Origin of the sequence: Streptomyces himalayensis subsp. himalayensis (assembly GCF_013778455.1) — a bacterium.
Classification (GTDB): domain Bacteria; phylum Actinomycetota; class Actinomycetes; order Streptomycetales; family Streptomycetaceae; genus Streptomyces; species Streptomyces himalayensis.
The window spans coordinates 205682-230013 of record NZ_JACEHE010000007.1 but is presented as its reverse complement, the minus strand read 5'-3'; the positions used below and the strand labels follow the sequence as shown (position 1 = coordinate 230013).

Sequence of the window (24332 nt, the reverse complement as noted above, 5' to 3'; positions counted from 1 at the left end):
GTCCGCCGTGTACGGCGGCCAGGGCTGCGGTCAGCGACGCGACGGCGTCTGTGCCGGCTCGTCACCCAGCGCGTGGGCCGGGGCAGTGCGCTGAGCCACGATTCGGCTCCTGCCGGAGGTGCCGCGGACGGCGAGGGCGATGAGCGGGAGCAGGGTGAGTACGGCGATGACCGTGCCGACCAGGGGCGGCCCGGTCACGCCGAGGGAGGAGTCCAGGGCCGTACCCGCGATCCAGGACCCGCCGGCCACGCCGACGTTGAAGGCGGAGGTGGTCAGCGCGGACGTGAGGGTGGGGGCGTCGCCGGCGAAACGCATGGCGAGCGAGGTGACGACGGGGTTCACCGTGAATCCGGTCAGGCCCATGAGGAAGACGAGGACGGTGGCCGTGGCCGCGTTGGTGGACAGCGGGATCATCAGGAGCAGAACGAGGGCGGTGGCTGCGGCGGCGGTGATGGTGGTGGCCATCGGCCAGCGCTCACCCAGACGGCCACCGGTGGTGGTGCCGCCCAGGGCACCGACGCCGAAGGCGATGAGGACGAGCGGGACGGCGCCCGCCGGGATCCCGGCGCGGTCGGTCAGCAGCGGGGTGACGTAGCTGTAGCTCGCCAGGACACCGCCCATGATCAGCATGGCGGCGCTCAGCGCCAGCCACAGCCGGCCCTGGCGCAGCGCGCCGAACTCGGCGCGCAGCGAGACGGTCGTCCGCTGCTCCTGGGTCGGAATAAAGCGGCCGATGAAGACGGCGGCGAGCGCGGAGAGAGCGGCAAGGGCCCAGAACGGGCCGCGCCAGCCGACGAACTGACCGGCGAAAGACCCGATGGGCACGCCGACGACGTTGGCAAGGGTCAGCCCACCGATCATGACGCCGGTCGCGCGGGTGGCCCTCGCCGGGCCCGAGGCGGCGGTGGCGACGACGAAACCGACGGACCAGAACGCTCCGGTGGCCAGCGCGGTGACGACCCGGGCGGCGAGGACGACGGTGAAGGAGGTGCTGAGGGCCGCCACCACGTGACCGAGACTGAAGACGGACAGGGCCAGGATCAGCGTCTGGCGCTGGGGCAGGCGCAGGGTGGCCATGGCCATGGTCGGCGCACCGATGATCATGCCGATGGCGAAGGCGGTGATCAACAGCCCGGCCCGGGAGACGCTGACTCCGAGGTCGGTGGACAATTCGGGCAGCAGCCCGGCGGCGACGAACTCAGTGGTGCCCATCAGGAACGTACCTGCGGCCAGCACCCAGACGACGAAGGGGAGCTTGCCGGAGGTGGTCCCGGATGTGGAAGGCATACGTGTGGTCTCTCCTTGAGCGGAAGGGAGGAAGCGGAATACGGGCAGGCCAGGGTGGGTGACGGGGAGGCCGCCGGAGCGGACGGCGGTCACCTCTTTCACGGTTCCGCGGCCGAAGGGGGACGCAAAGGGGAGGACGTTTCCCCCTGGGGCGCCGACCGGATGCTTGTGGTGGCTGCCGGCCGGGTCAGGGGGCGGCTTCGATGGTGATGTGTCCCGCGTCGGCGAGACGTTCGGTGTCGCGCTCGTCGACGTGGCCGAGGACGATCAGGTCGGCGGAGGCGGAGTCGCCGTCGCGGTAGTAGAGGGCCATGTTGCCCCAGGGTGCGTAGTAGGCCAGGTCGCCGACCCGGGGCACGGCGGGGTCCGGAGCGTCCGAGGTGGTCAGCCTGCGCGGCAGGTCCGCGATCCGCTCCGTCTGGTGGAAGTCCTCCAGATCCAGGGTGAGCGGGAGCAGCTCGGCGAAGTCGCGGGCGGCAGGGCTGTCGTTCAAAGTGCCGTCGACGGGCCGGCCGTCGATGGTGACTCGGATGGCCATGGCGGTGTTCCTGTCGGCCGATGCACTGGATGCGGCGGATGTCGATGTCTCCTGCCGCCCCGACGATGCCGGGGAGGAGGACGCGGAGGCCGGCGTGGCTTCTGATGAGTCGCTGGTACAGGCGGTGACGGCCAGTAGGAGAGCGGCTGCCGGGAGGGCGCAGACCAGGGCGCGGCGGGCGGCAAAGTTCATGGCAGTGCTCCGGGTCTCAGTCGGGAAGGGGCTCGGAGTAGTGGCGGAAGCCCTCACGCTCGCGGTGGATGTCGTACAGGCGCCGGGCCAGGGCGTCGGGGCTGCTGTGTTCGGCGTCGGGCCGGATGGCGCCGGGAACGATCAGCTGAGCGACATGGATGTTCGCCGGGGCGAGGGTGTCGTGGAGCATGCGGGCGTAGGCGCTTTCGGCGGCGAAGGCGATGGAGGTGCCGGCCACGTTCGGGTTGGGGCGTACGGCGCTGGAGCCGTTGACGAACAGCAGCGTGCCGCGACCGAGCTCCCGCATGCCGGGCAGGACGGCGTTCACCGCGGTGACGGGGCGCTTGACAGAGAACGCGAGCGGCGCGTCGAGGTCGTCGGCACTGGTGTCCAGGACCGGCTTCATGAAGTCGGCCCGGGGCACCGGGCTGTACTGGAGGATCTCGATGGGCCCCAGGGCCCTCGCGGACCCGTAGAGGGCTGCGTCGAGGGACTCGATGTCGAGGACGTCGGCGGCGAAGCCGCGGGCCTCGATGCCGTCGCCAGCCAGTTCGGCCGTCAGGCTGGCCAGCTTCTCCGTGTTGCGGGCGATGAGGGCGACGGAGTGGCCGGCGGCTCCGAAACGGCGGGCGGTGGCGAGCCCGAGGCCGGGTCCGGCACCGATGAGAGCGAAAGTGGTCACGGTGAGTCCTTGGTGGCGAGGGGCAGCGCCGGGTCCGGGCTTTGCATGCCGGCCCCGGCGGCGGGACGGTGTGCGGTCAGGGCTTCAGGAGGGCCTTGATGGCGCGGCGCTCGTCCATCGCCTTGTAGCCCTCGGCGACCTGGTCCAGGGGCAGGGTGAGGTCGAAGACCTTGCCCGGGTTGATCCGGCCGGACAGGACCCGGTCGATCAGGTCGGGTAGGTAGCGGCGCACGGGGGCGGGGCCGCCGCGCAGGCCGACCTGGGAGAAGAACAGCTCCTGGCCCTCGACCGAAACGTCGTGCGGGACGCCGACGAAGCCCACGTTGCCGCCGGGGCGGGCGGAGTGCAGGGCCTGCCGCATGGACTCGGCGGTGCCGACGCACTCCAGCACGGAGTCCGCGCCGATGCCGCCGGTGAGGTCCTTGACGCGGGCGATGCCTTCGTCGCCGCGTTCGCTGATGATGTCAGTGGCGCCGAATTCCAGGGCCAGCTTCTGGCGGGAGGCGTGGCGGCTCATGGTGATGATCCGCTCCGCGCCCAGTTCCTTGGCCGCGATGACACCGCACAAACCGACCGCTCCGTCGCCGACCACCACCGCGGTGGAGCCGGGCTTCACCTCGGCGGCGAGGGCGGCGTACCAGCCGGTGCCCATCACATCGGAGACCGCGAGCAGGCTGGGCACGAACTCGCCGCCCGGGTGCTCGTCGGTGGCGACGAGGGTGCCGTGGGCATTGGGGATGCGCACGTAGTCGGCCTGGCAGGTGCTCATGAACTCGCGGTGCAGGCAGGAGGACTGCCAGCCGTTCAGAGAGTTCGCGCAGGTGTTGTCCGAGGTGGCGAACGACCCGACCACGAACTGGCCCGGCTTGACGTGGGTGACCTCGCTGCCGACCTCCTCGACGATGCCGACGTACTCGTGCCCCATGGGATGGGGCTCGGCCACCGGCTCCGCGCCGCGATAGGGCCACAGGTCCGAGCCGCACACGCAGGTGGCGACCGTGCGGATGATCGCGTCGGTCGGACGGCTGATCTTCGGGTCGTCCAGGGTCTCGAAGCGCACGTCACCGGGGGCGTGAATGACTGCTCCGCGCATGATGGGGTGCTTCCTTCGGTACGAGGGTGGTGAGCCGCAGCCAAAGGCAGGAATGGCTGCTCGAAATCGAGCCTCACACGCGAGGGCGGGCGTGAAAAGCGGAGGAATTTATCGGGGGAGCGGAACATCCAGGGAGGAAATTCTCCCCCCTTCCCCGGGTGCGATCGATGTAATGCTGGGAAGCATGGCCAGCAATGTCATCCTGAATGAACTGGGAGAGTTCCTCAAGAAGCGCCGCTCACAGCTGAGCCCGCGCACGGTCGGACTTCCGTCGACCACCCGGCCGCGCCGGGTCGAGGGACTGCGCCGCGAGGAGGTCGCCCAACTTGCCTCCATTAGCACGGACTACTACACACGTCTTGAGCAGGGTCGTATGCAGGCGTCCGCCCCGGTGCTGGACATCATTGCCCGTGTTCTCCGTCTCGACGACGACGAGCGGGGCTATCTCTTCCAGCTCGCGGGCAAAACCACCGTGCGCACGCGGCGCCGTGGCGTGCAGAAGGTCCAGCCGCAATTGCGGCGGGTGCTGGAGGACCTCACCTCCGTTCCTGCCATGGTCCAGGGGCGGCGCGGTGACATTTTGGCGTGGAATGCGCTGGCGGCAGCCTTGGTCACCGACTTCTCCCGGATTCCGGAGAAGCACCGCAATTACCCGCGGCTCATCTTCACCGATCCGGTGATGCGCGGCCTGTGCGCCGACTGGGAGACGGCTGCGCAGGTGACGGTGGCGCAGCTGCGGATGGAAGCGGCGAAGTATCCCGAGGATCCCCGTCTGATCGCGCTGGTCGGTGAACTGTCCATGCGCGACCAGCAGTTCGCCCAGTGGTGGGGAGACCACCGCGTCGCCGCCCGCACCGTGGGCACCAAGACCCTGATCCATCCGGTCGTCGGAGAGGTCACCCTCGACTGCGACACCCTCACCGCCAACACCGACCCCGACCAGTACATGACGGTCTGGACCGCCGCCCCGGGATCCCCCGCGCACGACAAGCTGCGCATCCTCGCCTCCTGGGCCGCCGACCAGAACCTGCCGGCCTCGTCAGGATGGGAAGCATGACCAGCAACGTTCCTCTCAATGAGCTCGGCGAGTTCCTCAAGAAGCGCCGCTCCGAACTGAGCCCCCGCACGGTCGGGCTGCCGGAGACCGGCGGGCCCCGCCGGGTGGCCGGGCTGCGCCGTGAGGAGGTCGCTCAGCTCGCCTCGATCAGCACGGACTACTACACGCGTCTTGAGCAGGGCCGTATGCAGGCGTCGGCTCCCGTGCTGGACACCATCGCTCGCGTCCTCCACCTGGACGACGACGAGCGAGGCTATCTCTTCCAGCTCGCGGGCAAGACCACCACCCGCACCCGGCGCCACGGCAGGCAGAAGGTCCAGCCGCAGCTGCAGCGGGTGCTGGACGATCTCACCGCCACCCCGGCCATCGTGCAGGGGCGGCGCGGTGACATCCTGGCGTGGAACGCGCTGGCGGCAGCCCTGGTCACCGACTTCTCCCGGATTCCGGAGAAGCACCGCAATTACCCGCGGCTCATCTTCACCGATCCGGCGATGCGCAGCCTGTACGCCGACTGGGAGGGCTCGGCGCAGACCGCTGTGGCGCAGGTGCGGATGGAGGCGGCGAAGTATCCCGAGGATCCCCGACTGATCGAGCTGGTCGGTGAACTGTCCACGCGCGACCAGCAGTTCGCCCAGTGGTGGGGCGATCACCGGGTCGCGGCCCGCACCGTGGGCACCAAGACCCTCAACCATCCGGTCGTCGGCGAACTCGTCCTGGACTGGGACACGCTCACCGCCAACACCGATCCCGACCAGCACCTGACCGTCTGGACAGCCGCCCCCGGCTCTCCCACCCACGAGCGGCTGCGTATCCTCGCCTCCTGGGCCGCCGACCAGAACGTGGCGCCCTCTTCTCCCCTCCGCTGACCGGTGACGCGCCCAGACCGACGGAACGGTGACCCTGCCGGGCCGTACCGAGCGCTCCCTGGGTCCGCGCGCGTGACCTGCGGCTCGCGCGCGTAACTATCTACGTTAGCTGGGGAAGCGTTTGTTTTGGGGCGGGAGGTGGTTGGGCGTTCTGAGGGGTGTTGTCTCCCAGTCTTTGACGGCAGTTGGGGCCTTGTGGCGGGAGGATCGGCGGTGCCTCTCTCGCGGAGGGCCCGGATGCGCATGTCGACGACCAAGGTCGAGTTGTACGCGGCGATCCGCCGTGACCATCGTGCTGGCTTGTTGATGCGCCTTGGAGCGCAAGTACGGGGTGGCGTGGCACACGATCCGCAGGGCGCCGAACTCGCATTGGCCCGAGCCGCGCAAGAGCTTCGGCTGCAACATCATCGAGACCGGCACCAACTCGTACCACCTGGCCCAGACCAAAGCCCAGTCCGAACGCGCCACCGGATTGAACCATGGACACCGTCACTGATCTGGCGTCGTTCCTCCACGTTCGGTGGGACGAGGAGGAACGCGACGCCGTGCTCTTCCAGAAGCTCGACTGCCCGGCCTCGCATGAGACGAGGCGCGTCAGCTACGGCTGTCCCTGCCCGGCCCGGATTCTCGACCGGATCGCCATCCACCGTCAGATCTTCCGGCGTTGCGTGCAGCGGATGAAGCGCGAGCAGGACGAGGGCCTGTGCTGGCCCCTGGACTCGATCCTCGCGTTCCAGACCATGAAGGCGCTCGCACTGCCCTTCGAGCTGCATCCCGGCTGGCGGGACAACTGGTATCCCTGACCAGCACCCCGGCACATCCGCAGAGCTGAGCGACTTCAACTCTCGGCTCCGGCACAGATCACCGACATGCACGGGCTCTCAAGCCGCCCACCGCCATCCGAAGTCACCACCAGACCAGACATCTCCCGCTGACACCGACCCAGCCACGCGCGGGAGAGCCAAGCGCCCCGTCAGCCGATGTCCTGAAGCCCGCACCCGATCGACTGGTCTGCGGCCGCTCGGGACGGGGGCGTTTCGGAGCGGGTGGCGTGCATCAGCGCGAGTGCGGTCAGCGGTAGGAGGGTGAGGGCGGCCGCCACGGTACCGACCAGCGGGGGTCCTGCTTGCCCCAGCGGTGAGGTCAGGGCGATGCCCGCCGTCCAGGAGCCGATGGCGATGCCCAGGTTGGGCGCCGAGCCGCTGAGGCCGGAGACGAGGGTGGGCGCGGAACTGGAGAAGCGCAGGGCCAGCGCGCCGAGCACCGGGGTCGGGGCGAAGCCGGTCATCCCGAGGAGTGTCACCAGGACCACGGCCGCTACGGGGTTCGAGGAGAGCAGGGTCAACAACAGCAGCACCAGCGTGGTCATGGCGGCGGAGGCGATGAGCGTGGCGAGTGGTCGACGGTCGCCCAGGCGCCCGCCGACCGTGGTGCCCAGCAGGGCGCCCAGACCGTAGCCGGTCAGGACCATGGGCACGGCTCCGGCGGGGATGCCGGCCCGCTCGGTGAGCAGGGGCGAGATATAGGTGTACGTCGCCAGGACACCACCCATCAGCAGCGTCATGGAACTCAGCGTCAGCCACACCCGGACATCGCGCAGCGCGGCGAACTCGGCCCGGACGGAAGGCGCTTCGCCTCGCTCGTCGGCAGGGATGAACCGGCCGATGACCGCTGCCGCGCCGGCCGATAGCGCGGCCAACACCCAGAACGGCCCGCGCCAACCCGACAGCTGCCCCAGCAACGCGCCCAGTGGTACGCCGGCCACGGTGGCCACGGTCAGACCGCCCAGGAGCATGCCCAGGGCCCGTGAGGTCGCTGCCGGCCCTGCCGCGGTCGTGGCCACGAGGGCGCCGACGCACCAGAAGGTCCCGGTGGCCAGTGCGGTCACCACGCGGGCCGCGAGCACGAGAGCGAAGGACGAGCTGAGCGCGGCGACCAGGTGGCCGAGGGCGAAGACGACGAGCGCGAGGATCAGCGTGGAGCGCCGGGGCAGGCGCAGCGTCGCGATCGCCATCGCCGGCGCCCCGACGATCATGCCTGCTGGGAAGGCGGTGATCAGCAGGCCCGCGTGAGAGACGCTGACATTCAGATCGTCGGCGATCTCGGGCAGCAGGCCCGCAATGACGAATTCGGTGGTGCCCATGAGGAATGTTCCGGCAGACAGCACCCAGACGACGAAGGGCAGCTTGCCGGGTCGGCCGTCGGGTGTGGGTGACATTCGGTTGCATTCCTTTTCAGGGCGACGTACGACCGCAGCGGGGCGGGGACGCCGTAGAGCATCGCACCGCACGGGCGTTCTGTGAGGGGGAGGATTTTCTCCCTGCTTCGTGGCGGAGCGGCGAGTGACCTTCCTTTCGGCGGCCGCCGCTTTACGGCGAGGGAGTCCTTTGAGCGACGTCGCCCCTGATTGAGTGACGGGATCGACGCCCGCAATGCACAAGGCCCCCCCCGTCCCGTTGGGGCGGGTATTCGAAGTCTCAACCCGCAGGTACTGGAGCCGCGTTGGTCGCTAGCGGGGTGCGACCGGTGGTGGCCAACCGGCCGAAACGGCCGCTTGTGGCTCTCACCCCCACTACCCGGGCCGTACACCCACCCAGCGGTTGAGCGGTATGGCACGACTGCGGTCAGCGGACCTTCCGCAACGGACAAGGCTCCTATGCCGTTGAGGGCTCACCGGGCTGCCGTCATCACGCTGGTCTGGTGCAGGGCTTACGACATGCCGCCGCCTACACCGGAGTGCCGGGCACCACAGTGGTCCTTCCCGGACTGCGGCGGACCGTCTTCGCCTTGCGCGCCGCCGGGCGACCGGATGCGCATCGTGCGCCCGTACGAGGGGGCAACACCGATCTGGCACGACGGCGGTTGCTGGAGTTGGGCACCGCCGAGGCCGCCTGCGAGACGAGCGCCGGATCGACGACCGGTCCTGCGTCGGCTTCAGACTGCCTCCGACATCAAGGGTCGCACACTCACCAGCTGTCAGGACGCCGAGCGGGGGAGGTCCTTACGTCCGGTCGCAGCCGGAGACAGGCCGCGGAGCCTGCGCCGGGCGACCAGGGTCGAGCCTGCGACCAGCCCGAGGGAGACAAGGGTGAGCCGGCCGGCGATGGACGGGCAGTCGGACGGCGTGTCGTAGCCGCCGTCATCGAGCCCGGCCTGACGTTCGAAGTGGTTGAACGCACCGGGGAAGAAGGCCTCGTCGAAGGCATACAGTGCAGGGAAGGCGGCAGGCCCGCCGGTGAGCGAGAAGGCCGCCCACTGGTCGGCGTGCCGGGCCTCGTGTTCCGCCAGGCGCTGCGTGCGCGGCGAGTCCCCCTCCATGTGCTGGTCGGTCAGGAAGACCGTGCCGAACATGGTGCCGGCGCGGACGACCCCGTCGTCCAGGACCACAGCGGTCGTCCCGTTGTCGCCCTGATGCACCTCGCCGCCCTTGCCGACGCCGTAGAGCAGGGCCGCCCCGGAGACCGGCGCGTTGACCACCATACGGGTGGTCTCCCACAGACCTCCGTCACCGTCGGCTCCGGCTACCGCGAAGGAACCGCCAGACGCCAGCTGCACCGCTGCCCCGGCCGCGACCGCCCCGCGCCGCAGCCGGGACGGCGCCGGCCCGCGCAGCGTGCCGAGGATGGCGAGGACAAGGCCTACGAGGCCGCCACAGACCAGGCACGCCGCCCACCACAACGCCCTGCGGGCTCTCCGGTTCCCCGGCCGCATGGCGGGTGCCTGTCCCTCTGGGACGACCGGCCGGCTCTCCGGGGCAACCGTGGGAGCGGGCCGGTCCAGCGTTTGCGCCGTCATGGGCGCCTCTCGGAGTCCCGGTCGGCGCCGGTGATGGAGATGACCTTGCTCATCGTTTCCTTGCGTTCCGTCAACGGTTTCAATGACCACGCACAGGAATGACCAAGGCGTGATCCATCGGCGAGAAATACTCGATTCCGACCCTCACACGCGGGCGCTAGCACGAAAAGAGGAGAAAATCATCCGGGAAGAAGAACAACCGGGGATGAAACTCTCCCCCTTACTGGGCGCGATGCGACTGCTACGCGGACACGGCCCGCGTCTGGATCAGTGCGTCGGCCCGGGCGCCCTGGGGCGGCGAGAGTGCGCAGTTCATCGGCGGCCAAGGCGTACCCCGTGTCCGGGTGGGTGACCGAGCGGGCGAAGACCATCCCGTACACCTGCCCACCGGTGGTCGGCAGCGGTCCGCCTGAGTTGCCGGGCCGAAGGGCGGCGCGGAGCTGGTAGACGACCCGGGTTACCGTGGACTCGTCGTCGATGTCCAGGCCGGTGACGTCCATCCGGGTCGCCGCCGTGGCCGCCCGCGGATCCAGGCCTAGCCTCCGATGGCTGACATGGGGCGGTCCGGCTGGACGAAGGTCGAGTCGTCCAGGCCCGCTCCCGCCTTCTTGCCCCACATCGCCTCGCGCCAGATCCGCGCGATCTCCTCGTCCGGGGCTCCCGAGCGCAGGGCCGCGCGCAGGTCGCTCTCCTCTCGGGCGAACAGGCAGGTGCGTATCTGGCCGTCGGCGGTGAGGCGGGTGCGGTCGCAGGCCGCGCAGAACGGGCGGGTCACGGAGGCGATGACGCCCACGCGGTGCGGGCCGCTGTCCACGAGCCAGCGTTCGGCCGGCGCCGAACCCCGGGCCCGGGAGCCCTCTTCCGTCAGCTCGAAGCGAGTGCGCAGGGACGTGAGGATGTCCTCGGCGGTGATCATGCCGTCGCGCTTCCAGCCGTGCTGGGCGTCCAGGGGCATCTGCTCGATGAAGCGCAGTTCGTAGTCGTGTTCCACGGCCCAGGCCAGGAGGTCCGGGGCCTCGTCCTCGTTCAGGCCCGGCATCAGGACCGAGTTGACCTTCACCGGGGTCAGGCCCGCCTCACGGGCGGCGTGCAGGCCCTCGATGACGTCCTTGTGGCGGTCCCGGCGGGTGAGGGTCTTGAAGACGTCCGGGCGCAGCGTGTCCAAGGAGACGTTGACCCGGTCCAGGCCCGCAGCCTTCAGGGCGGTCGCGGTGCGCTTGAGGCCGATGCCGTTGGTGGTGAGGGACATCTGCGGGCGCGGGGCCAGGGCGGCGACCCGTTCCACGATGCCGACCAGACCGGGGCGCAGCAGCGGCTCGCCGCCGGTGAAGCGGACCTCCTCGATACCGAGGGAGGTGACGGCGATGTCGATCAGGCGGACGATCTCGTCGTCCGTGAGCAGATCGGGCTTGGCCAGCCACAGCAGGCCCTCTTCCGGCATGCAGTACGTGCACCGCAGATTGCACCGGTCGGTCAGCGAGACCCTCAGGTCGGTTGCCTGCCGGCCGTAGGTGTCGATCAGCATGTTCCCGAGGCCGTTCCTGCCCGGTGCCGCGCTGTCTCCGGCACCGCGCCGGCAACGCGGTGGATCGGGCCGCTGACGCGGGCCAGAGGCAAGCCGCTCGCTCGGCCGGCGTGGGCGATGATCTCGGCGGTGATGGAGATGGCCGTCTCCTCGGGGGTGCGGGCACCGAGGTCGAGGCCGATCGGGGACCGAAGCCGGGCCAACTGCTCCGCGGTGACGCCCACTTCGCGCAGACGGAGAAGACGTTCCTCGTGGGTGCGGCGGGAGCCCATCGCGCCGACGTAGCCGACGGGCAGGTCGAGTGCCCGCTGCAGCAGGGGGATGTCGAACTTGGCGTCGTGGGTGAGCACACAGATCGCGGTACGGGCGTCCACGGCCGTCTGTGCCAGATAGCGGTGGGGCCAGTCGACGACCACCTCGTCGGCGTGCGGGAAGCGTGCCTGCGTGGCGAAGACGGGGCGGGCGTCGCACACGGTGACCCGGTAGCCCAGGAACCGGCCGGCCTGGGCGAGGGCGGCGGTGAAGTCGACGGCGCCGAAGATCAGCATACGGGGGCGCGTGGCGGCCGTGTGGACGAGGACGGAGAGCTTCTCGGGGCAGGTGCCGGCGTCTCCGCCGAGCGCGAGGAGTGCGGTGCGCCCGGTGCGCAGTTGGGCGGTGGCACGGTCCGCCACCACCCGGCCGGTCGGCCCGTCGCCGAGCGCGCTGTCGGCGATCCAACTATCGCCGAGGACGCTCACAGTGGCGCCGAGCAGTCCCTCAGGTCCGTCGACGACCTGGGCGACGGCGGCGGGCCGGCCGTCGACCGCCTCGGCGAGCGCTGCTCCGAGATGCGGCTGGGCGGCCCGGTCGATGCGCTGGATGAGCACGTCGAGTTCGCCACCGCAGGTCAGTCCGACGGCGAAGGCGTCGTCGTCGGAGTAGCCGAACCGGGCACGCTGTGGGGCGCCTTGCTCCTGGAGAATTTGTCGGCACAGTTCGTACACCGCGCCCTCGACGCAGCCGCCGGAGATGCTGCCGATGGCGTTGCCGTCCTCGTCGACCGCGACCGATGTACCGATGGGCAGGGGTGCGCTGCCGGTGACGTCGACGACGGTGGCCAGGGCGAAGGGGCGTTCCTCGCGGCACCAGCGGTGCAGTGTGTCCGCGATGTTCAGCATGGGGGCTCCAGAGCAGACGGTCGCTGTCGCAGAAGGTGAGCGGGCCGCCACCGCGCCGACGGGGGCGAATGGGCGGCGGCGGCCCGGGGAGGGTCCGGCAGCCGTACGGGGGGTTCGGCTGCCGGATCCGTCTAGGGAGGCGGTGGTGTCAGAGCAACGCCTCGGCGGTGATGGGCAGTTGGCGGATCCGGCGGCCGGTGGCGTTGAAGACCGCGTTGCCGATCGCCGCAGCCACACCCACCTGGACGACCTCGCCGAGTCCCTTGACGCCCAGCAGGTTGCCGGCGTTGTCCTCGCCGTCCAGGTAGATCGCCCGGACCTCGGGGACGTCGGCGTTGACCGGCACCAGGTAGTCGGCGAGGTTGGCGTTGACGATCCGCCCGTCACGGTGGTCGGTGACCGTGTGCTCCAGCAGAGCCGTGCCGATGCCGCCCACGATGCCGCCGAACGCCTGGCTCTCGGCGAGCTTGGGGCTGATGATCCGGCCAGCGTCGTACACACCGAGCATCCGCCGCACTCGCACCAGACCCAGCGTCGCGTCCACCGCGACCTCGGCGAAGGTGGCGTTGTAGGCGTAGTAGGACTCCCGTTCGGGAGTCGGCGGCCCGGTGTAGTTGCCGCGTGCTTCCAGGTGGGAGCGGTTGTGGCGGGCCAGGAGGCTGCGGTAGGTCTCGCCGCGCGCCGGGTTGCCCTTCCCGTGCAGCCGTCCATTGCGCACGACGATGTCGCCGGCCGGCACTCCGTGCAGCGGCGACGCTTCGTCCTCGACGGCCAGTTTGATCGCCTGTTGCCGCACCTGGTTGCAGGCGTCGACGACGGAGGAGCCGACGCTGGCCATGGTCGACGAGCCGCCGTGCGGGCCGGTCTGCGGGTACAGGGAGTCGCCGAGCCTGAAGGTTACCGTGCGCATGGTCAGCCCGAGCGCGTCGGCGGCCACCTGGGTTTGGGAGGTGTAGGTGCCCGGCCCCATGTCACTGGTGGCCGCCTCGACCACAGCGGTGCCGTCGGCATCGAGGCGGGCCCGGGCCTCCGCGGGGAAACGCCCGGGATCGTAGACGCCGGCCGCCATCCCCAGGCCGACCAGCCAGTTCCCGTCACGGGTCGAACGGGGCCTGGGGTTACGGCGATCCCAGCCGAACTCACGGGCGCCGACCGTGTAGCACTCACGCAGCCGCCGGGTGGAGAACGGCAGGTTCTTCGCCTCGTCCTCGGACGGCTCGTTGCGCCGACGCAGCTCGATGGGGTCGAGGCCGAGCTTGTGGGCGAGCTCGTCCATCGCCGACTCGATGACGAACGACGCCGATGCGAAGCCGGGGCCGCGCATCCAGATCGGCGTATTCACATCCAGCGGCACCTGCCGGTACGCCTGGCTGACGTTGGCCATGCTGTAGAGCATCTGCCCGGGCGCCATGACCCCCTCGGTGAACGTCTCGTACGACGAGGTCTCCGCGTCGATCTCGTGGATCGCGGCGGACAGCCGACCACGCCGGTCGCTGCCCAACCGCAGCCGGTACTCGTACGAGGGCCGGAAACCGGTGCCGAAGTACATCTGCCGACGGCTGAGCACCAGCTTGACCGGGCGCTTCGTCTCCCGCGCGGCCAGAGCGGCGACGATCGTGTGCGGCCAGCAGCGCAGCCCGCTGCCGAAGCCGCCGCCGACGAACGGGTTGATGACCCGCACCGCATCCGCGGGCAGGTCGAACACCGCGGCGATCTCGTCGTGGGTGCCCATCACCCACTGGCTCTTGTCCCAGACGGTGAGCTTGTTGCCGTCCCAGCGGGCGATCGTGGCATGCGGCTCCATAGGGTTGTGATGGTTGCGCGCCAACTGGTACGTCAGGTCAAGGCGTACGGCCGCGTCGCGCAGCCCGGCATCCGCGTCGCCGCGCGCGTAGGCCGTCGGCTCCCCCGGCTTCCCCTCGTTAAGGTCGGTCGAGGGCTGTTCGGCGTCGTACTCGACCTCGACCAGGCTCGCGCCGTGCTGGGCGGCCTCCAGCGTGGTGGCCACGACGACGGCGACCGGCTGGCCGTGGAAGAGCACCCGGTCGTCCTGGAACACCCGCAGCCTGCGCCCGGGCGGGTTGTTCGAGCCGGAGTTGTCGCGGTATGGCAGCTTCGGCGCGTTGCGGTGGCTGATCACCCGCAGCACGCCCGGGTGCTTTTCGGCGTCACGGGTGTCGATGGAGGTGATGCGGCCGCGGCCGATACCCGCATCGACCATGACCGCGTGCACCGCGCCGTCGACATCGAACTCGGCGGCGTACAGCGCCTTGCCCGTGACCTTGAGCCGGCCGTCCACCCGGGACAGCGGCGCGCCCACGGCTGCCTGCGGCTGGGGACTCACTTGCTACCTCCTACGACACGCAGCTGACGTTCCACGGTCCGCTTCAGCAACTCGACCTTGAACCGGTTGTGCTGCAGGGGACGAGCGCCTTCCGCCGCCTTGGCGGCAGCGGCCGTCCACAACGATTCCGAGGGACGCTCACCGACGAGGTGCCGTTCCACGGCGGGCAGCTTCCACGGCACGGTGCCCACTCCACCGGCGGCGACCTTCGCCTCACGGATCACCCCGCCCCGCACGTGCAGCGCCACGGCCGCCGACGTCAGGGCGAACTCGTAAGACTGGCGGTCGCGCACCTTCAGATAGCCGGACTTCAGCGGGCGCGGAAGCGCCGGAATCTCCACTCCGGTGATCAACTCACCCCGCCGCAGGGCCTGTTCACGATTCGGGGTTCTGCCCGGGCGCAGCAGAAAGTCGGCGAAGGACACCTGGCGCTCCCCGTCCGAGCCCAGCAGATGCACCCGTGCCTCCAGCGCGGCGAACGCCACGGCCGCGTCGGAGGGGTGGGTGGCCACGCAGGCATCGGAGGTTCCGAGGATGGCGTGCGTACGGTTGAAGCCCTCCAGCGCGGCGCAACCCGAGCCGGGCTCGCGCTTGTTGCAGTCGGCGGTGACGTCGCGGAAGTAGGTGCAGCGGGTGCGCTGCATGATGTTGCCGCCGATGGTGGCCATGTTCCGCAGCTGGGCGGAAGCGCTCAGTTCCAGCGCCTGGGAGATGACGGGGTACAGCGAGCGCACCTTGGGATGGGCGGCGGCCTCGGACATGGTCACCAGCGCGCCGATGCGCAAGCCACCGCGCTCGGTGACCTTGACGTCGCGCATCGGCAGGTCACTGATGTCGACCAGGGTCTCGGGACGCTCGACGGTCTCGCGCATCAGGTCGACGAGGGTGGTGCCGCCGGCGATGTAACGGCCGCCATGTCGGCCCGCGTCGAGGGCCTCACGGGTGTTTGCGGCCTTCGTGAAGGAGAAGGGATGCATGTCAGCGGCTCCTTACTTCCGGCCGGCGGTCTGCTCGACCGCGCGCACGATTTTCACGTAGCAGCCGCAGCGGCAGATGTTGCCGCTCATCCACTCCCGGATCTCCTCCGGCGAACCGGTGTGCCCCTCCTTGATGCAGCCCACCCCGGACATGATCTGGCCGGGGGTGCAGTAGCCGCACTGGAAGGCGTCCTGGTCGACGAACGCCTGCTGCAGCGGGTGCAGTTGATCACCGTCGGCCAGGCCCTCGATCGTGGTGACTTCGGCGCCCTCCAGGCGTACCGCGAGCGTCAGGCAGGAGTTCACGCGCTGCCCGTCGACCAGGACCGTGCACGCCCCGCAGGCCCCGGCGTTGCAGCCCTTCTTGGAGCCGGTCAGGTCGAAGTGCTCGCGCAGCAGATCCAGCAGTGAGGTGCGGTTGTCGACCGTGACCGTCCGCCGGGTGCCGTTCACCGTCAGGGACACACGGCTGGAAGGGGCCGTCCCCGTAGCGGGCGCTTCCTCGGCCCCGGCCAGGAACGTTCCTCCGGCCACCACGACACCGCCCACCGCGACACCGGTGGCGATGACGGCGCGCCGGCTGGGCCCCGAGGTGGACTCGCCGGCTCCGGAGGGCGGAGAAACAGCAGAATCAGGGAGTTCAGAGGACATACATTCGCCTTTGCATCACGGACGGATCAGTCGTGTACACCAGCGGGAGACCAGGCACGAGATCGACGCCACCGCGGGAAACTGGGTGACCGCTCGCCTCGACAGAGCGGCTGATCACGCGAAAGTCTCGCACCACAGGCTGACCCATGGCAGGGAGAGTTTTGTCCCCCCTTGCTTTCCTGGCCTTCCCTTGGTTTTTTCGCCCGCAAGTGAGCCCTAGGTGAAGGAGGAAGAGCCGTCGAAGGCGCGGCAAGTCGCCGTCCCTCGAGTTCACCGCAGAGGTAACAACAGCAGGTCGGCGAGAGCGCCTGTTCCGGGTGAGAGGGCGCGTACTGATCTCATAGGGCGTCGGCGTCTCGGCCGGCCGCCGTGGCGTCGCTTGAGGTCTTCACGTTCTGCGTGTCCACCGCTGACGAAGCCCGGCGCTGCGGCCGCGTGCACAGGCGGCCTCGACGCCCCGCAGGTTGTGGAACCAGCGGGAGGTCGAGATCCGGTGGCTGAGCGGCGTCGGTGGCCGGGGCCGTAGGGAACATCCCCGCCAGATGCCGGTGATGATCCAGGGCTTAAAAAGCAGGCGTGCTTGATTTTTGTTTTCTTGGCTGCCACGCTCGCACCGCACTGGCCGGGGAGCGATGACCAGCCGTACCGGACCAGCTTCCGCCTCGCGCATGCCGGTGTTCCCGGGAACGGACGCGGAGAGGAAAGCCCATGGAACTGGCCACCACCCTTGAGTACGCCGAGAATGACCCCCGCAAGGCCGTCGAGGAGATCGTGCGGCTGGAGAAGGCCGGACTCGACGCCGTCTGGGTGGCCGAGGCATACGGCTTCGACTCGCCGACCACCATGGGCTACCTCGCCGCCCGCACCGAGCGCGTGAAGATCGGCTCGTACATCATCAACGTGTACTCGCGCACGCCTGCGCTGATCGCCCAGACCGCCGCCGGACTCGACGCGCTGTCCGGGGGCCGTGTCCTGCTCGGGCTCGGCGCGTCCGGCCCGCAGGTCGTCGAGGGCTGGCACGGCCGGCCGTACGACAAGCCGCTCGGCCGCACCCGCGAGACCGTCGAGCAGTGCCGCCGGATCTGGCGACGCGAGGTGATCGACCACCACGGCATCGTCGACATGCCCCTGCCGCCCGAGAAGGGCGGCAAGCTCGGCAAACCCCTGAAGTTCCTCAACCACCCGGTGCGCAGCGAGATACCGATCCACATCGCAGCCCTCGGTCCGGCCAACGTCCGCATGACCGCGGAGATCGCCGACGGCTGGCTGCCGCACCTCTTCATCCCCGAGAAGGCCGGACAGATCTGGGGAAGCGCACTCACCGAGGGACAGGCACGTCGGCCCGCGGAACGCGGGAACCTCCAGATGGTCGCGGGCAGTCTCCTCGCCGTCAGCGAGGACGCGGCAGCCGCCCGCGACCTGCTCCGCCCCATGATCGCCCTCTACCTCGGCGGCATGGGCGCCAAGGGCAAGAACTTCTACAACGACCTGGCCCGCGCGTACGGTTACGACGAAGCCGCCGAGAAGATCCAGGACCTCTACCTGTCCGGGAAGAAGAGGGAGGCGGAGGCGGCTGTTCCCGACGAGCTGACCGAACTTGTGTCGTTGTGCGGCCCAGAAAGTTACGTACGCGAGCGCATCGAGGCGTTCCGCGCCGCCGGTGTCACCCAATTGAACGTCCGGGTGGTCGATCCCGACCCCGCCCGCCTCGTGGAGAAGGTCAAGGGCTGGCTCTGACGAGCTGCTCAGAGGGCATGTCGCAATGCACGGCCATCAGGAACGGGGCGGGGTGAACGGGAAGACGTTATGTGCAGTGGACGTGAGATTCCCCCGTAGGCCGGTCTGGTGAGTCAAGACGGCGCTGGCAAGGGTGAGGTTGGTGACCTGGCGTCGGAGTTGCTCGATTTCGGCTCGCTGTTCAGAGACGGTCTTCTTCAGCTTACTGACCGTCTCCCGGAGCCGTCTCTCGGGTTCCGGAACCTGCTTTGCCTCCCTGCGGACTCGTTCGTAGAACTCGTTCTTCAGATCGGCGTGACGCTTGATGAGCGCCATGCGGTGGCCGTCGTCGTTGGTGACGTTCTTGTAATGACGGCTGCGGATCAGGTGCCGTCCGGGGGTGCCGTCGCGGCGGGGCTCGGGATCGGGGCAGCAGCCGGACCGCAGTCCCTGTACCTCCTGTGGACGCATACCGGTGAGGTAGAGACAGATGATGGCCGCAGCGGTGCCGAGGTGCCGCATCAGGGCGGCGGCCTCGTTGAAGTCCACGTGGTCGCGCCAGGGCCGCCCCTCGATCCGTCCGGTGATCGGCACCTGCAGCGGACACGGCCCCGGCCGCTGGACCACGAGCGACGTGAGTCCGTGCCGTTTAGGGAACCGGTCGACCTGCGTGAGGCTAGCGCTGGTGGTGGCGGCGACGAAGATGCGTGCCACGGCCGGCGCGCCTCGGTGCTCGGCAGCGGGCAGGGGCGCACCACTGTCGATGAGGGGCAGGAGGTACGCCTCCAGGGCGGCTCGGCCCGCTGGGTTCACGGCGGTGGCGTCGGCCAGCGCGCTCAGACGGCGGTTTTCCTGCGAGGCGGCCAGGATGTCCTCGGCGAAGTCCTCCACCACGCGGATCGCCCAGACCAGGAGCGGTCCGACGACCTGTGGCTCGAGCGGCTCGGTGGCGTTCTCCCCACCACCCTCGCCCATAGCCGCGGGGAGGAAGTCGTCGATGCCCTCCGTTTCCCATGGAGGCGCGGCGATACCCAAGGGATGGGCGGAGAGTTATTGGCTGATCTCGCTGGCCGTAGGCAGATTGCACTGAATCAGGCTGTGATGGCTGGCCTACCGCAGGTACCTCGATCCGGACGACGGTACGCCGCAGGAGGCGAACGGCATGAGCAGAAAACGGCATGGCTGACCGGCCGTTTCCTGGAGGAGCAGTCTCCCCATCCGTCGAGTTCTTCGGCTCGTACTGGCGGAGCCAGGTGTACTAGCACTGGCGAATGATGCTGAAGCCCATAACCGACGAACATCAGGCCGACCAGAGTCTCCGTAGACACCAGAGACACTGACTCAACCATTTCCCCCAGCGCGCCGTTTTGCAGCGCGTTGCCATGCCGAGGCGCGACATCCATCCGTCGCGACCGAATCCGTGACTCACGTTGGCATTCGGCTGATACTGGATGCACCGGGAAGATCTTCAGTCCACGCCAAGAGCCGCCGACCGATGCCTGACAGGACGTCAGGAAAGTCAGCAACAGGTCAGCATCAGTACCGCCAGGAGCCGCGCCAGGCCGCCATGAAGCGCCAACATCAACAACTCTCCATACCAGCTCTGACCTGGGAAAACCCAGGTGACAGCCACTGCTGCTAATGTCTGTAGGAGGTACCGATGAAGATGCTGATCAACGTGGCCGAGACGGTGGTCGCGGACGCGCTGCGGGGTCTGGCGGTCGCGCACCCCGAGCTGACGGTCGACGTCGAGAACCGCGTGATCGTACGGCGGGACGCGCCGGTGGAGGGGAAGGTCGGCCTGGTCTCCGGCGGCGGGTCGGGGCACGAGCCGCTGCACGGCGGGTTCGTGGGACTCGGCATGCTGTCGGCCGCCTGTCCCGGCGAGGTGTTCACCTCGCCCGTACCCGATCAGATGGTGCGGGCCGCGGCCGCGGTGGACAGCGGCGCGGGCGTGCTGTTCATCGTGAAGAACTACACCGGTGACGTGCTGAACTTCGAGATGGCGGCCGAGCTCGCCGAGGACGAGGGCATTCAGGTCGCGAAGGTGCTGGTCAACGATGACGTGGCGGTCACCGACAGCCTGTACACGGCGGGACGCCGCGGCACGGGCGCAACCCTGTTCGTCGAGAAGATCGCGGGCGCGGCGGCCGAGGAGGGCCAGCCGCTGGAGCGGGTCCAGTCGATCGCCCGCCAGGTCAACGAGAGCGCGCGCAGCTTCGGCGTCGCGTTGAGCGCCTGCACCACACCCGCCAAGGGCAGCCCCACCTTCGACCTGCCCACGGGAGAGCTCGAGCTCGGCATCGGCATCCACGGCGAGCCCGGCCGTGAGCGGCGCGCCATGATGACATCGCGGGAGATCGCCGACTTCGCGGTGGACGCGATCCTGCAGGACATGCCGCCGAAGAATCCGGTCCTGCTCCTCGTCAACGGCATGGGCGCGACCCCGCTGCTGGAGCTGTACGGCTTCAACGCCGAGGTGCACCGGGTGCTGGCCGAGCGGAACGTGGCCGTGGCCCGCACACTGGTGGGCAACTACGTCACCTCTCTGGACATGGCGGGAGCGTCCGTGACGCTATGTCAGATCGACGAGGAGATGCTGCGGTTGTGGGACGCCCCCGTCCGTACGCCCGGGCTGCGCTGGGGCATCTGAGGGGTCGTCCGAGGAGCCGCTCGCACGCGTCAACGTATCGACCACCCAAGGAGATTCTGTGCTCGACGCCGACTTCTTCCGCCGCTGGATGACGGCGGCCGCCGTAGCCGTCGACCGGGAGGCGGATCGGCTCACCGCGCTGGACTCGCCGATCGGCGACGCCGACCACGGCACCAACATGCAGCGCGGGTTCAGGGCGGTGGTCGCGACCCTGGAGAAAGAGGCCCCGGACACTCCGGGTGCCGTGCTCACGCTCTCGGGACGGCAGTTGATCTCCACGGTCGGCGGCGCTTCCGGGCCGCTCTACGGCACGCTGCTCCGCCGTACGGGCAAGGCGCTCGGCGACGCGGCCGAGGTCAGCGCGGCGGAGCTGGCCGCCGCGCTGCGTACGGGAGTGGAGGCCGTGGCCACGCTGGGCGGGGCCGCGCCCGGCGACAAGACCATGCTGGACGCGCTGTTCCCGGCGGTCGACGCGCTGGCCGAGTCCTTCGCCGCGGCACGCGACGCCGCCGAGAAGGGTGCGGTCGCGACGACGCCGCTACTTGCCCGCAAGGGCCGGGCGAGCTATCTGGGCGAGCGCAGCATCGGGCACCAGGATCCCGGAGCCACGTCGTCGGCTCTGCTGTTCGCGACGCTCGCGGAGGCGGCGGGTGAGTGAGGAGACTCCGGTGACTGAGGGCACGGTGAGCGGCAGTGGGCCCGCCGACGGCGGCCAGGGTGATGCCGGCGGTCAGCACAAGCTCGTGGGCGTCGTGCTGGTATCGCACAGCGCCGCGGTCGCGGCCTCCGTCGCCGAGCTGGCGGCCGGGCTCGCCGGCGGCGGCGCGACCGCTCCTGTGGCGGCCGCGGGCGGCACCGAGGACGGCGGCCTTGGTACGAGCTCGGAGCTGATCGCCGCGGCGGCCGCCGGCGTCGACCGGGGCGCCGGCGTGGCGTTGCTGGCCGACCTGGGCAGCGCGGTACTGACTGTGAAGGCCCTGCTCGCCGAGGGCGACGAACTGCCCGACGGCGCCCGTCTCGTGGACGCACCGTTCGTCGAGGGCGCCGTGGCGGCGGTCGTCACGGCGTCCGCGGGCGCGGACCTCGATGCGGTGGAGGCGGCGGCCGTGGAGGCGTACACGTACCGGAAGGTGTGACCTCTCTCAAGAGAGCCGTTCTCAGAACTCTCAGAGAGCCGCTCTCAATGAGCCTGCACTCTTGATGTGTTCCCGTCACTCATGGCATACAGGTCTGGACCAATGCCCTCGAGGGGAAGGCTTCACCGTGCGACGCACTCCCGGGCCTGCTCTGCTGACCGCAGCCGCCTGCACTGCCGCCCTCATGACGACGGTCTCCTGCGGCGGGCCTGCTCGGGGCGGCCGGCCCCCTTCGGCTCCGACGGGTGTCACCGCACAGGCGGGCAGCGCCACCTCGGTCCACGTCATGTGGAACCAGGCGAACGACGACTCCGGCGTCATCGCCTACGAGGTGTATCGCGGCACCACCAAGGTCAAGGAGGTACCGGGTGAGCAGCACATGGTGGACATCACCGGGCTGAAGCCCTCGGTCGGCTATGCGTTCGCCGTCCGGGCCCGGGACGCCGACGGGAACACCGGGCCGCTCAGCAAGAAGGTGCCCGTCACCACGCCGGCCGCCGTCGAGGAGGACCGCGAGCCGCCGACCCGTCCGCGGCAGGTGCGCGGGCAGGTCGCCGGAGGCCGGGCCGTCTCGCTGTACTGGAGCCGCGCGACGGACGACCGGGGCGTGGCGTCGTACGACATCTACCAGGGCACCTCGAAGATCCACAGCACCCGTGGCGGCGAGATGTCGGCGCTGATCACCGGGCTGCGTCCCGGCACGACGTACGCGTTCACCGTTCGGGCGCGGGACGCGGCGGACAACACGTCCCCCGCGAGTCGCACCGTCCGGCTCACCACCGCGGCGGGCGGTGACGACGGGCGCGGCACGGCGCCCACCGGCTTCCGCGCGACGACGCACCGCGAGGACGGTGCGTACTACATCGACCTGTCCTGGACGCCGCCGCGTACGGGCGGTGCGGTGACGGAGTACCGGATCCATCTCGACGGACGGCTCGCCACCACCCTCGTCTGGGGTGGCGCGGCACCGCAGGACAAGGCCGAGCACAGCTTCTTCGTGACGCGCGAGAGCGGCGTGAGCTATCGCGTACGCATCCGGGCCAGGCTCCCCGACGGCACGTGGGGCGGCTTCTCCGCTGAGCGGACGGTGACGACGGGGGCGGACGGACAGCCCCGCGAACGGTGACGACGGGGGCGGACGGACAGCCCCGCGGGCGGCGCTCCTGCCGGGCGTCGGCCGGGGAGCGCCGAACCGCCGGCTCCCCTTCCGGCGGGCAGCCGTACGAAGGACGCTTCACCTGCCCGGATGCAGTCCGCATGCGGCCGGGGCCCATGAGCTCTTGACTCGACGTCAGGCAGCACGGGCGTTCCCAATCCTCGGCGGCGCATGGGATGTACCGCCAACCGTGCCGCCGGAGGGCAGAGACATGCGTACCAACACTCAGATATTCGTCCGCTCCGGCCTGATCGCAGCCGCCGCCGCGCTTCCTCTGACGGTGGCCGCTCCGTCGGCCGTCGCGGACAACGGGATCACCGTGACCAGCACCGGGTCCACCGTCTCGGTGAACACCGCCGCCTGCCCAGGCGGCGGCAACGCCTCACTCCTGTCGAGCGGCCTGACCACCTTCACCCAGGGCAGGCAGGCGGCGCTGGCGGTGGGCGCCACCAATCAGACGGCCGCCTGGTCGAACGTCAGCCCAGGCGCGTACACCGTGATCGTGAACTGCAACGACGGCCGGAACGTGGGCAGCCAGCCCGTCACCGTCACCACGACGCCCACCCTGCCGACGACGAACTCGCCGGCGCTCGGCGTGAGGGGCGGCATCGGAGGCGGCATCAAGGACTACGGCACCCTGACGATGGTCGGCGGTGGGGTCCTGGTGGCCGCGGCCCTGGGCGGCGGAGCGTGGTACCTCCGCCGGCGCAACATGCATCACAGGACCTGACCGGGTCCACGATCGCCCGCGCCGTCCGCCCGGTGTCCCCTCGGGCGGACGGCAACGGTCATCCGGCGTCTGGTGCGGACGGTGTGGTCCGCGTCGAAGTGTCCCCTGCGGGCGGCGTCGGGCCATCCGCTGCGGGCCGCTTGGGGCCATCCGCTACGGGCTACTTCGGGCCATTCCCTTCGGCCGGCGTCGAAGCGTCCGCTGCGGCCGCCGTGGGCGGCTCCAGCTCTGCCAGTGTGCGGCTGAGCCACCGCGTCCAGAACGTCTCAAGGTCGATGCCGGCGCGCAGGACGGCATGGCGCAGCCGGTCCTCGACCGTGTCCCGGTCTGGCGGGAAGTCACGCTTCTCGATCTCGAGATACTCGCTCAACTGTCGCTGGTGCAGGTCGAGATGGCGACGAAGTTCCGCGTCGATCCCCTCCGCACCGACGACTCCGGCGGCACGCAGCCGCAGCAGAAGCGGATCGCGGATGGGCTTCGGGTCCTGGGACTCGGCCGTCCAGCGTGCCAGTTCCGCGCGGCCCGCCGGCAGGACCTCGTACTCCTTCTTCTGGCCCCGGGTGGGCTGAGCCGACGGCAGGGCGCGGATGTAGCCCTCGTGCTCGAGTTTTCCCAGCTCGCGATAGATCTGCTGGTGCGTGGCCGACCAGAAGTAGCCGATGGACATGTCGAACCGCCGGGTCAGCTCAAGCCCGGACGACGGCTTCTCGAGCAGGGCGGTGAGGATCGCGTGCGGGAGTGACATGGGGGCATCCTAGGGACGGGGTGTGACAG

General features: G+C 69.8%; 23 protein-coding genes. 10 read left to right on the top strand and 13 right to left on the bottom strand.

The window, feature by feature from the left end; genetic code table 11:
* Nucleotides 1-30: 30 nt before the first annotated feature.
* The 4 genes from H1D24_RS14515 to H1D24_RS14500 all read right to left on the bottom strand — a co-directional run bounded on the left by H1D24_RS14515 (nucleotide 31) and on the right by H1D24_RS14500 (nucleotide 3792).
* Complete coding sequence (locus H1D24_RS14515; RefSeq protein WP_181657945.1) at nucleotides 31-1287, bottom strand: MFS transporter; 1257 nt, start codon at nucleotides 1285-1287, stop codon at nucleotides 31-33.
* Between the two features lie 187 nt (nucleotides 1288-1474).
* Nucleotides 1475-1825: a cyclophilin-like fold protein gene (locus H1D24_RS43560; protein WP_309484308.1), complete on the bottom strand. Its 351-nt coding sequence runs from the start codon at nucleotides 1823-1825 to the stop codon at nucleotides 1475-1477.
* Nucleotides 1826-2033: 208 nt separating this feature from the next.
* Nucleotides 2034-2699, bottom strand: coding sequence for an SDR family NAD(P)-dependent oxidoreductase (locus tag H1D24_RS14505; protein WP_181657943.1), 666 nt, complete (start codon nucleotides 2697-2699; stop codon nucleotides 2034-2036).
* 76 nt (nucleotides 2700-2775) lie between these two features.
* Complete coding sequence (locus H1D24_RS14500) at nucleotides 2776-3792, bottom strand: zinc-dependent alcohol dehydrogenase family protein (protein ID WP_181657942.1); 1017 nt, start codon at nucleotides 3790-3792, stop codon at nucleotides 2776-2778.
* 172 nt (nucleotides 3793-3964) lie between these two features.
* Between H1D24_RS14500 and H1D24_RS14495 the strand changes: the two genes are divergently transcribed.
* From H1D24_RS14495 to H1D24_RS14480, 4 genes are all read left to right on the top strand, one after another.
* Nucleotides 3965-4849 carry a helix-turn-helix domain-containing protein gene (locus H1D24_RS14495; RefSeq protein WP_181657941.1) on the top strand — a complete coding sequence of 295 codons (885 nt, stop codon included), beginning with the start codon at nucleotides 3965-3967 and terminating at the stop codon, nucleotides 4847-4849.
* Entirely contained in the window at nucleotides 4846-5715 is an 870-nt protein-coding gene (locus tag H1D24_RS14490; protein WP_181657940.1) for a helix-turn-helix domain-containing protein, read from the top strand. Before H1D24_RS14495 ends, H1D24_RS14490 begins: the two co-directional genes overlap by 4 nt.
* 313 nt (nucleotides 5716-6028) lie before the next feature.
* The gene (locus H1D24_RS14485; protein ID WP_181658052.1) at nucleotides 6029-6211 is read left to right on the top strand and encodes a hypothetical protein; all 183 of its coding nucleotides are present in this window, start codon (nucleotides 6029-6031) and stop codon (nucleotides 6209-6211) included.
* Nucleotides 6195-6518: a DUF6221 family protein gene (locus tag H1D24_RS14480; RefSeq protein WP_181657939.1), complete on the top strand. Its 324-nt coding sequence runs from the start codon at nucleotides 6195-6197 to the stop codon at nucleotides 6516-6518. Before H1D24_RS14485 ends, H1D24_RS14480 begins: the two co-directional genes overlap by 17 nt.
* 170 nt (nucleotides 6519-6688) lie before the next feature.
* Here H1D24_RS14480 and H1D24_RS14475 read toward each other — a convergent pair whose 3' ends face one another.
* From H1D24_RS14475 to H1D24_RS14445, 7 genes are all read right to left on the bottom strand, one after another.
* Complete coding sequence (locus H1D24_RS14475) at nucleotides 6689-7933, bottom strand: MFS transporter (protein ID WP_181657938.1); 1245 nt, start codon at nucleotides 7931-7933, stop codon at nucleotides 6689-6691.
* A gap of 758 nt (nucleotides 7934-8691) precedes the next feature.
* Nucleotides 8692-9510 (bottom strand): hypothetical protein, encoded by an 819-nt coding sequence (locus tag H1D24_RS14470; protein ID WP_181657937.1) that lies wholly within the window; start codon nucleotides 9508-9510, stop codon nucleotides 8692-8694.
* A 535-nt stretch (nucleotides 9511-10045) separates the two neighbouring features.
* The gene (gene moaA / locus H1D24_RS14465; protein ID WP_181657936.1) at nucleotides 10046-11035 is read right to left on the bottom strand and encodes a GTP 3',8-cyclase MoaA; all 990 of its coding nucleotides are present in this window, start codon (nucleotides 11033-11035) and stop codon (nucleotides 10046-10048) included.
* The gene (locus H1D24_RS14460) at nucleotides 11029-12195 is read right to left on the bottom strand and encodes an XdhC family protein (RefSeq protein WP_181657935.1); all 1167 of its coding nucleotides are present in this window, start codon (nucleotides 12193-12195) and stop codon (nucleotides 11029-11031) included. The genes moaA and H1D24_RS14460 overlap by 7 nt, the downstream gene beginning before the upstream one ends.
* Nucleotides 12196-12343: 148 nt before the next feature.
* Nucleotides 12344-14539, bottom strand: a complete 2196-nt coding sequence (locus tag H1D24_RS14455; protein WP_181657934.1) for a xanthine dehydrogenase family protein molybdopterin-binding subunit — start codon at nucleotides 14537-14539, stop codon at nucleotides 12344-12346.
* Nucleotides 14536-15516, bottom strand: coding sequence for an FAD binding domain-containing protein (locus tag H1D24_RS14450; protein ID WP_181657933.1), 981 nt, complete (start codon nucleotides 15514-15516; stop codon nucleotides 14536-14538). Before H1D24_RS14450 ends, H1D24_RS14455 begins: the two co-directional genes overlap by 4 nt.
* Before the next feature lie 12 nt (nucleotides 15517-15528).
* On the bottom strand, nucleotides 15529-16167 hold the full coding sequence (locus H1D24_RS14445; protein ID WP_181657932.1) for a (2Fe-2S)-binding protein: 639 nt from the start codon (nucleotides 16165-16167) through the stop codon (nucleotides 15529-15531).
* A gap of 708 nt (nucleotides 16168-16875) precedes the next feature.
* Here H1D24_RS14445 and H1D24_RS14440 point away from each other — a divergent pair.
* On the top strand, nucleotides 16876-17904 hold the full coding sequence (locus H1D24_RS14440; protein WP_181657931.1) for an LLM class F420-dependent oxidoreductase: 1029 nt from the start codon (nucleotides 16876-16878) through the stop codon (nucleotides 17902-17904).
* Between the two features lie 36 nt (nucleotides 17905-17940).
* On the opposite strand, the gene H1D24_RS44030 is transcribed toward H1D24_RS14440, so the two are convergent.
* The gene (locus H1D24_RS44030; RefSeq protein WP_374064236.1) at nucleotides 17941-18918 is read right to left on the bottom strand and encodes a hypothetical protein; all 978 of its coding nucleotides are present in this window, start codon (nucleotides 18916-18918) and stop codon (nucleotides 17941-17943) included.
* Nucleotides 18919-19543: 625 nt separating this feature from the next.
* On the opposite strand from H1D24_RS44030, the gene dhaK reads away from it, so the two are divergent.
* From dhaK to H1D24_RS14410, 5 genes are all read left to right on the top strand, one after another.
* Nucleotides 19544-20536, top strand: coding sequence for a dihydroxyacetone kinase subunit DhaK (dhaK, locus tag H1D24_RS14430; protein ID WP_181657930.1), 993 nt, complete (start codon nucleotides 19544-19546; stop codon nucleotides 20534-20536).
* 58 nt (nucleotides 20537-20594) lie between these two features.
* A complete protein-coding gene (gene dhaL / locus H1D24_RS14425) occupies nucleotides 20595-21194 on the top strand; it encodes a dihydroxyacetone kinase subunit DhaL (RefSeq protein ID WP_181657929.1) in 600 nt (199 codons plus the stop codon).
* A 25-nt stretch (nucleotides 21195-21219) separates the two neighbouring features.
* Complete coding sequence (locus tag H1D24_RS14420) at nucleotides 21220-21672, top strand: PTS-dependent dihydroxyacetone kinase phosphotransferase subunit DhaM (RefSeq protein WP_181658038.1); 453 nt, start codon at nucleotides 21220-21222, stop codon at nucleotides 21670-21672.
* 127 nt (nucleotides 21673-21799) lie between these two features.
* Entirely contained in the window at nucleotides 21800-22798 is a 999-nt protein-coding gene (locus tag H1D24_RS14415) for a fibronectin type III domain-containing protein (protein WP_374064235.1), read from the top strand.
* Nucleotides 22799-23039: 241 nt separating this feature from the next.
* On the top strand, nucleotides 23040-23558 hold the full coding sequence (locus tag H1D24_RS14410) for a hypothetical protein (protein WP_181657927.1): 519 nt from the start codon (nucleotides 23040-23042) through the stop codon (nucleotides 23556-23558).
* Nucleotides 23559-23718: 160 nt separating this feature from the next.
* On the opposite strand, the gene H1D24_RS14405 is transcribed toward H1D24_RS14410, so the two are convergent.
* On the bottom strand, nucleotides 23719-24303 hold the full coding sequence (locus H1D24_RS14405; RefSeq protein ID WP_181657926.1) for a PadR family transcriptional regulator: 585 nt from the start codon (nucleotides 24301-24303) through the stop codon (nucleotides 23719-23721).
* Between the last annotated feature and the right edge of the window lie 29 nt (nucleotides 24304-24332).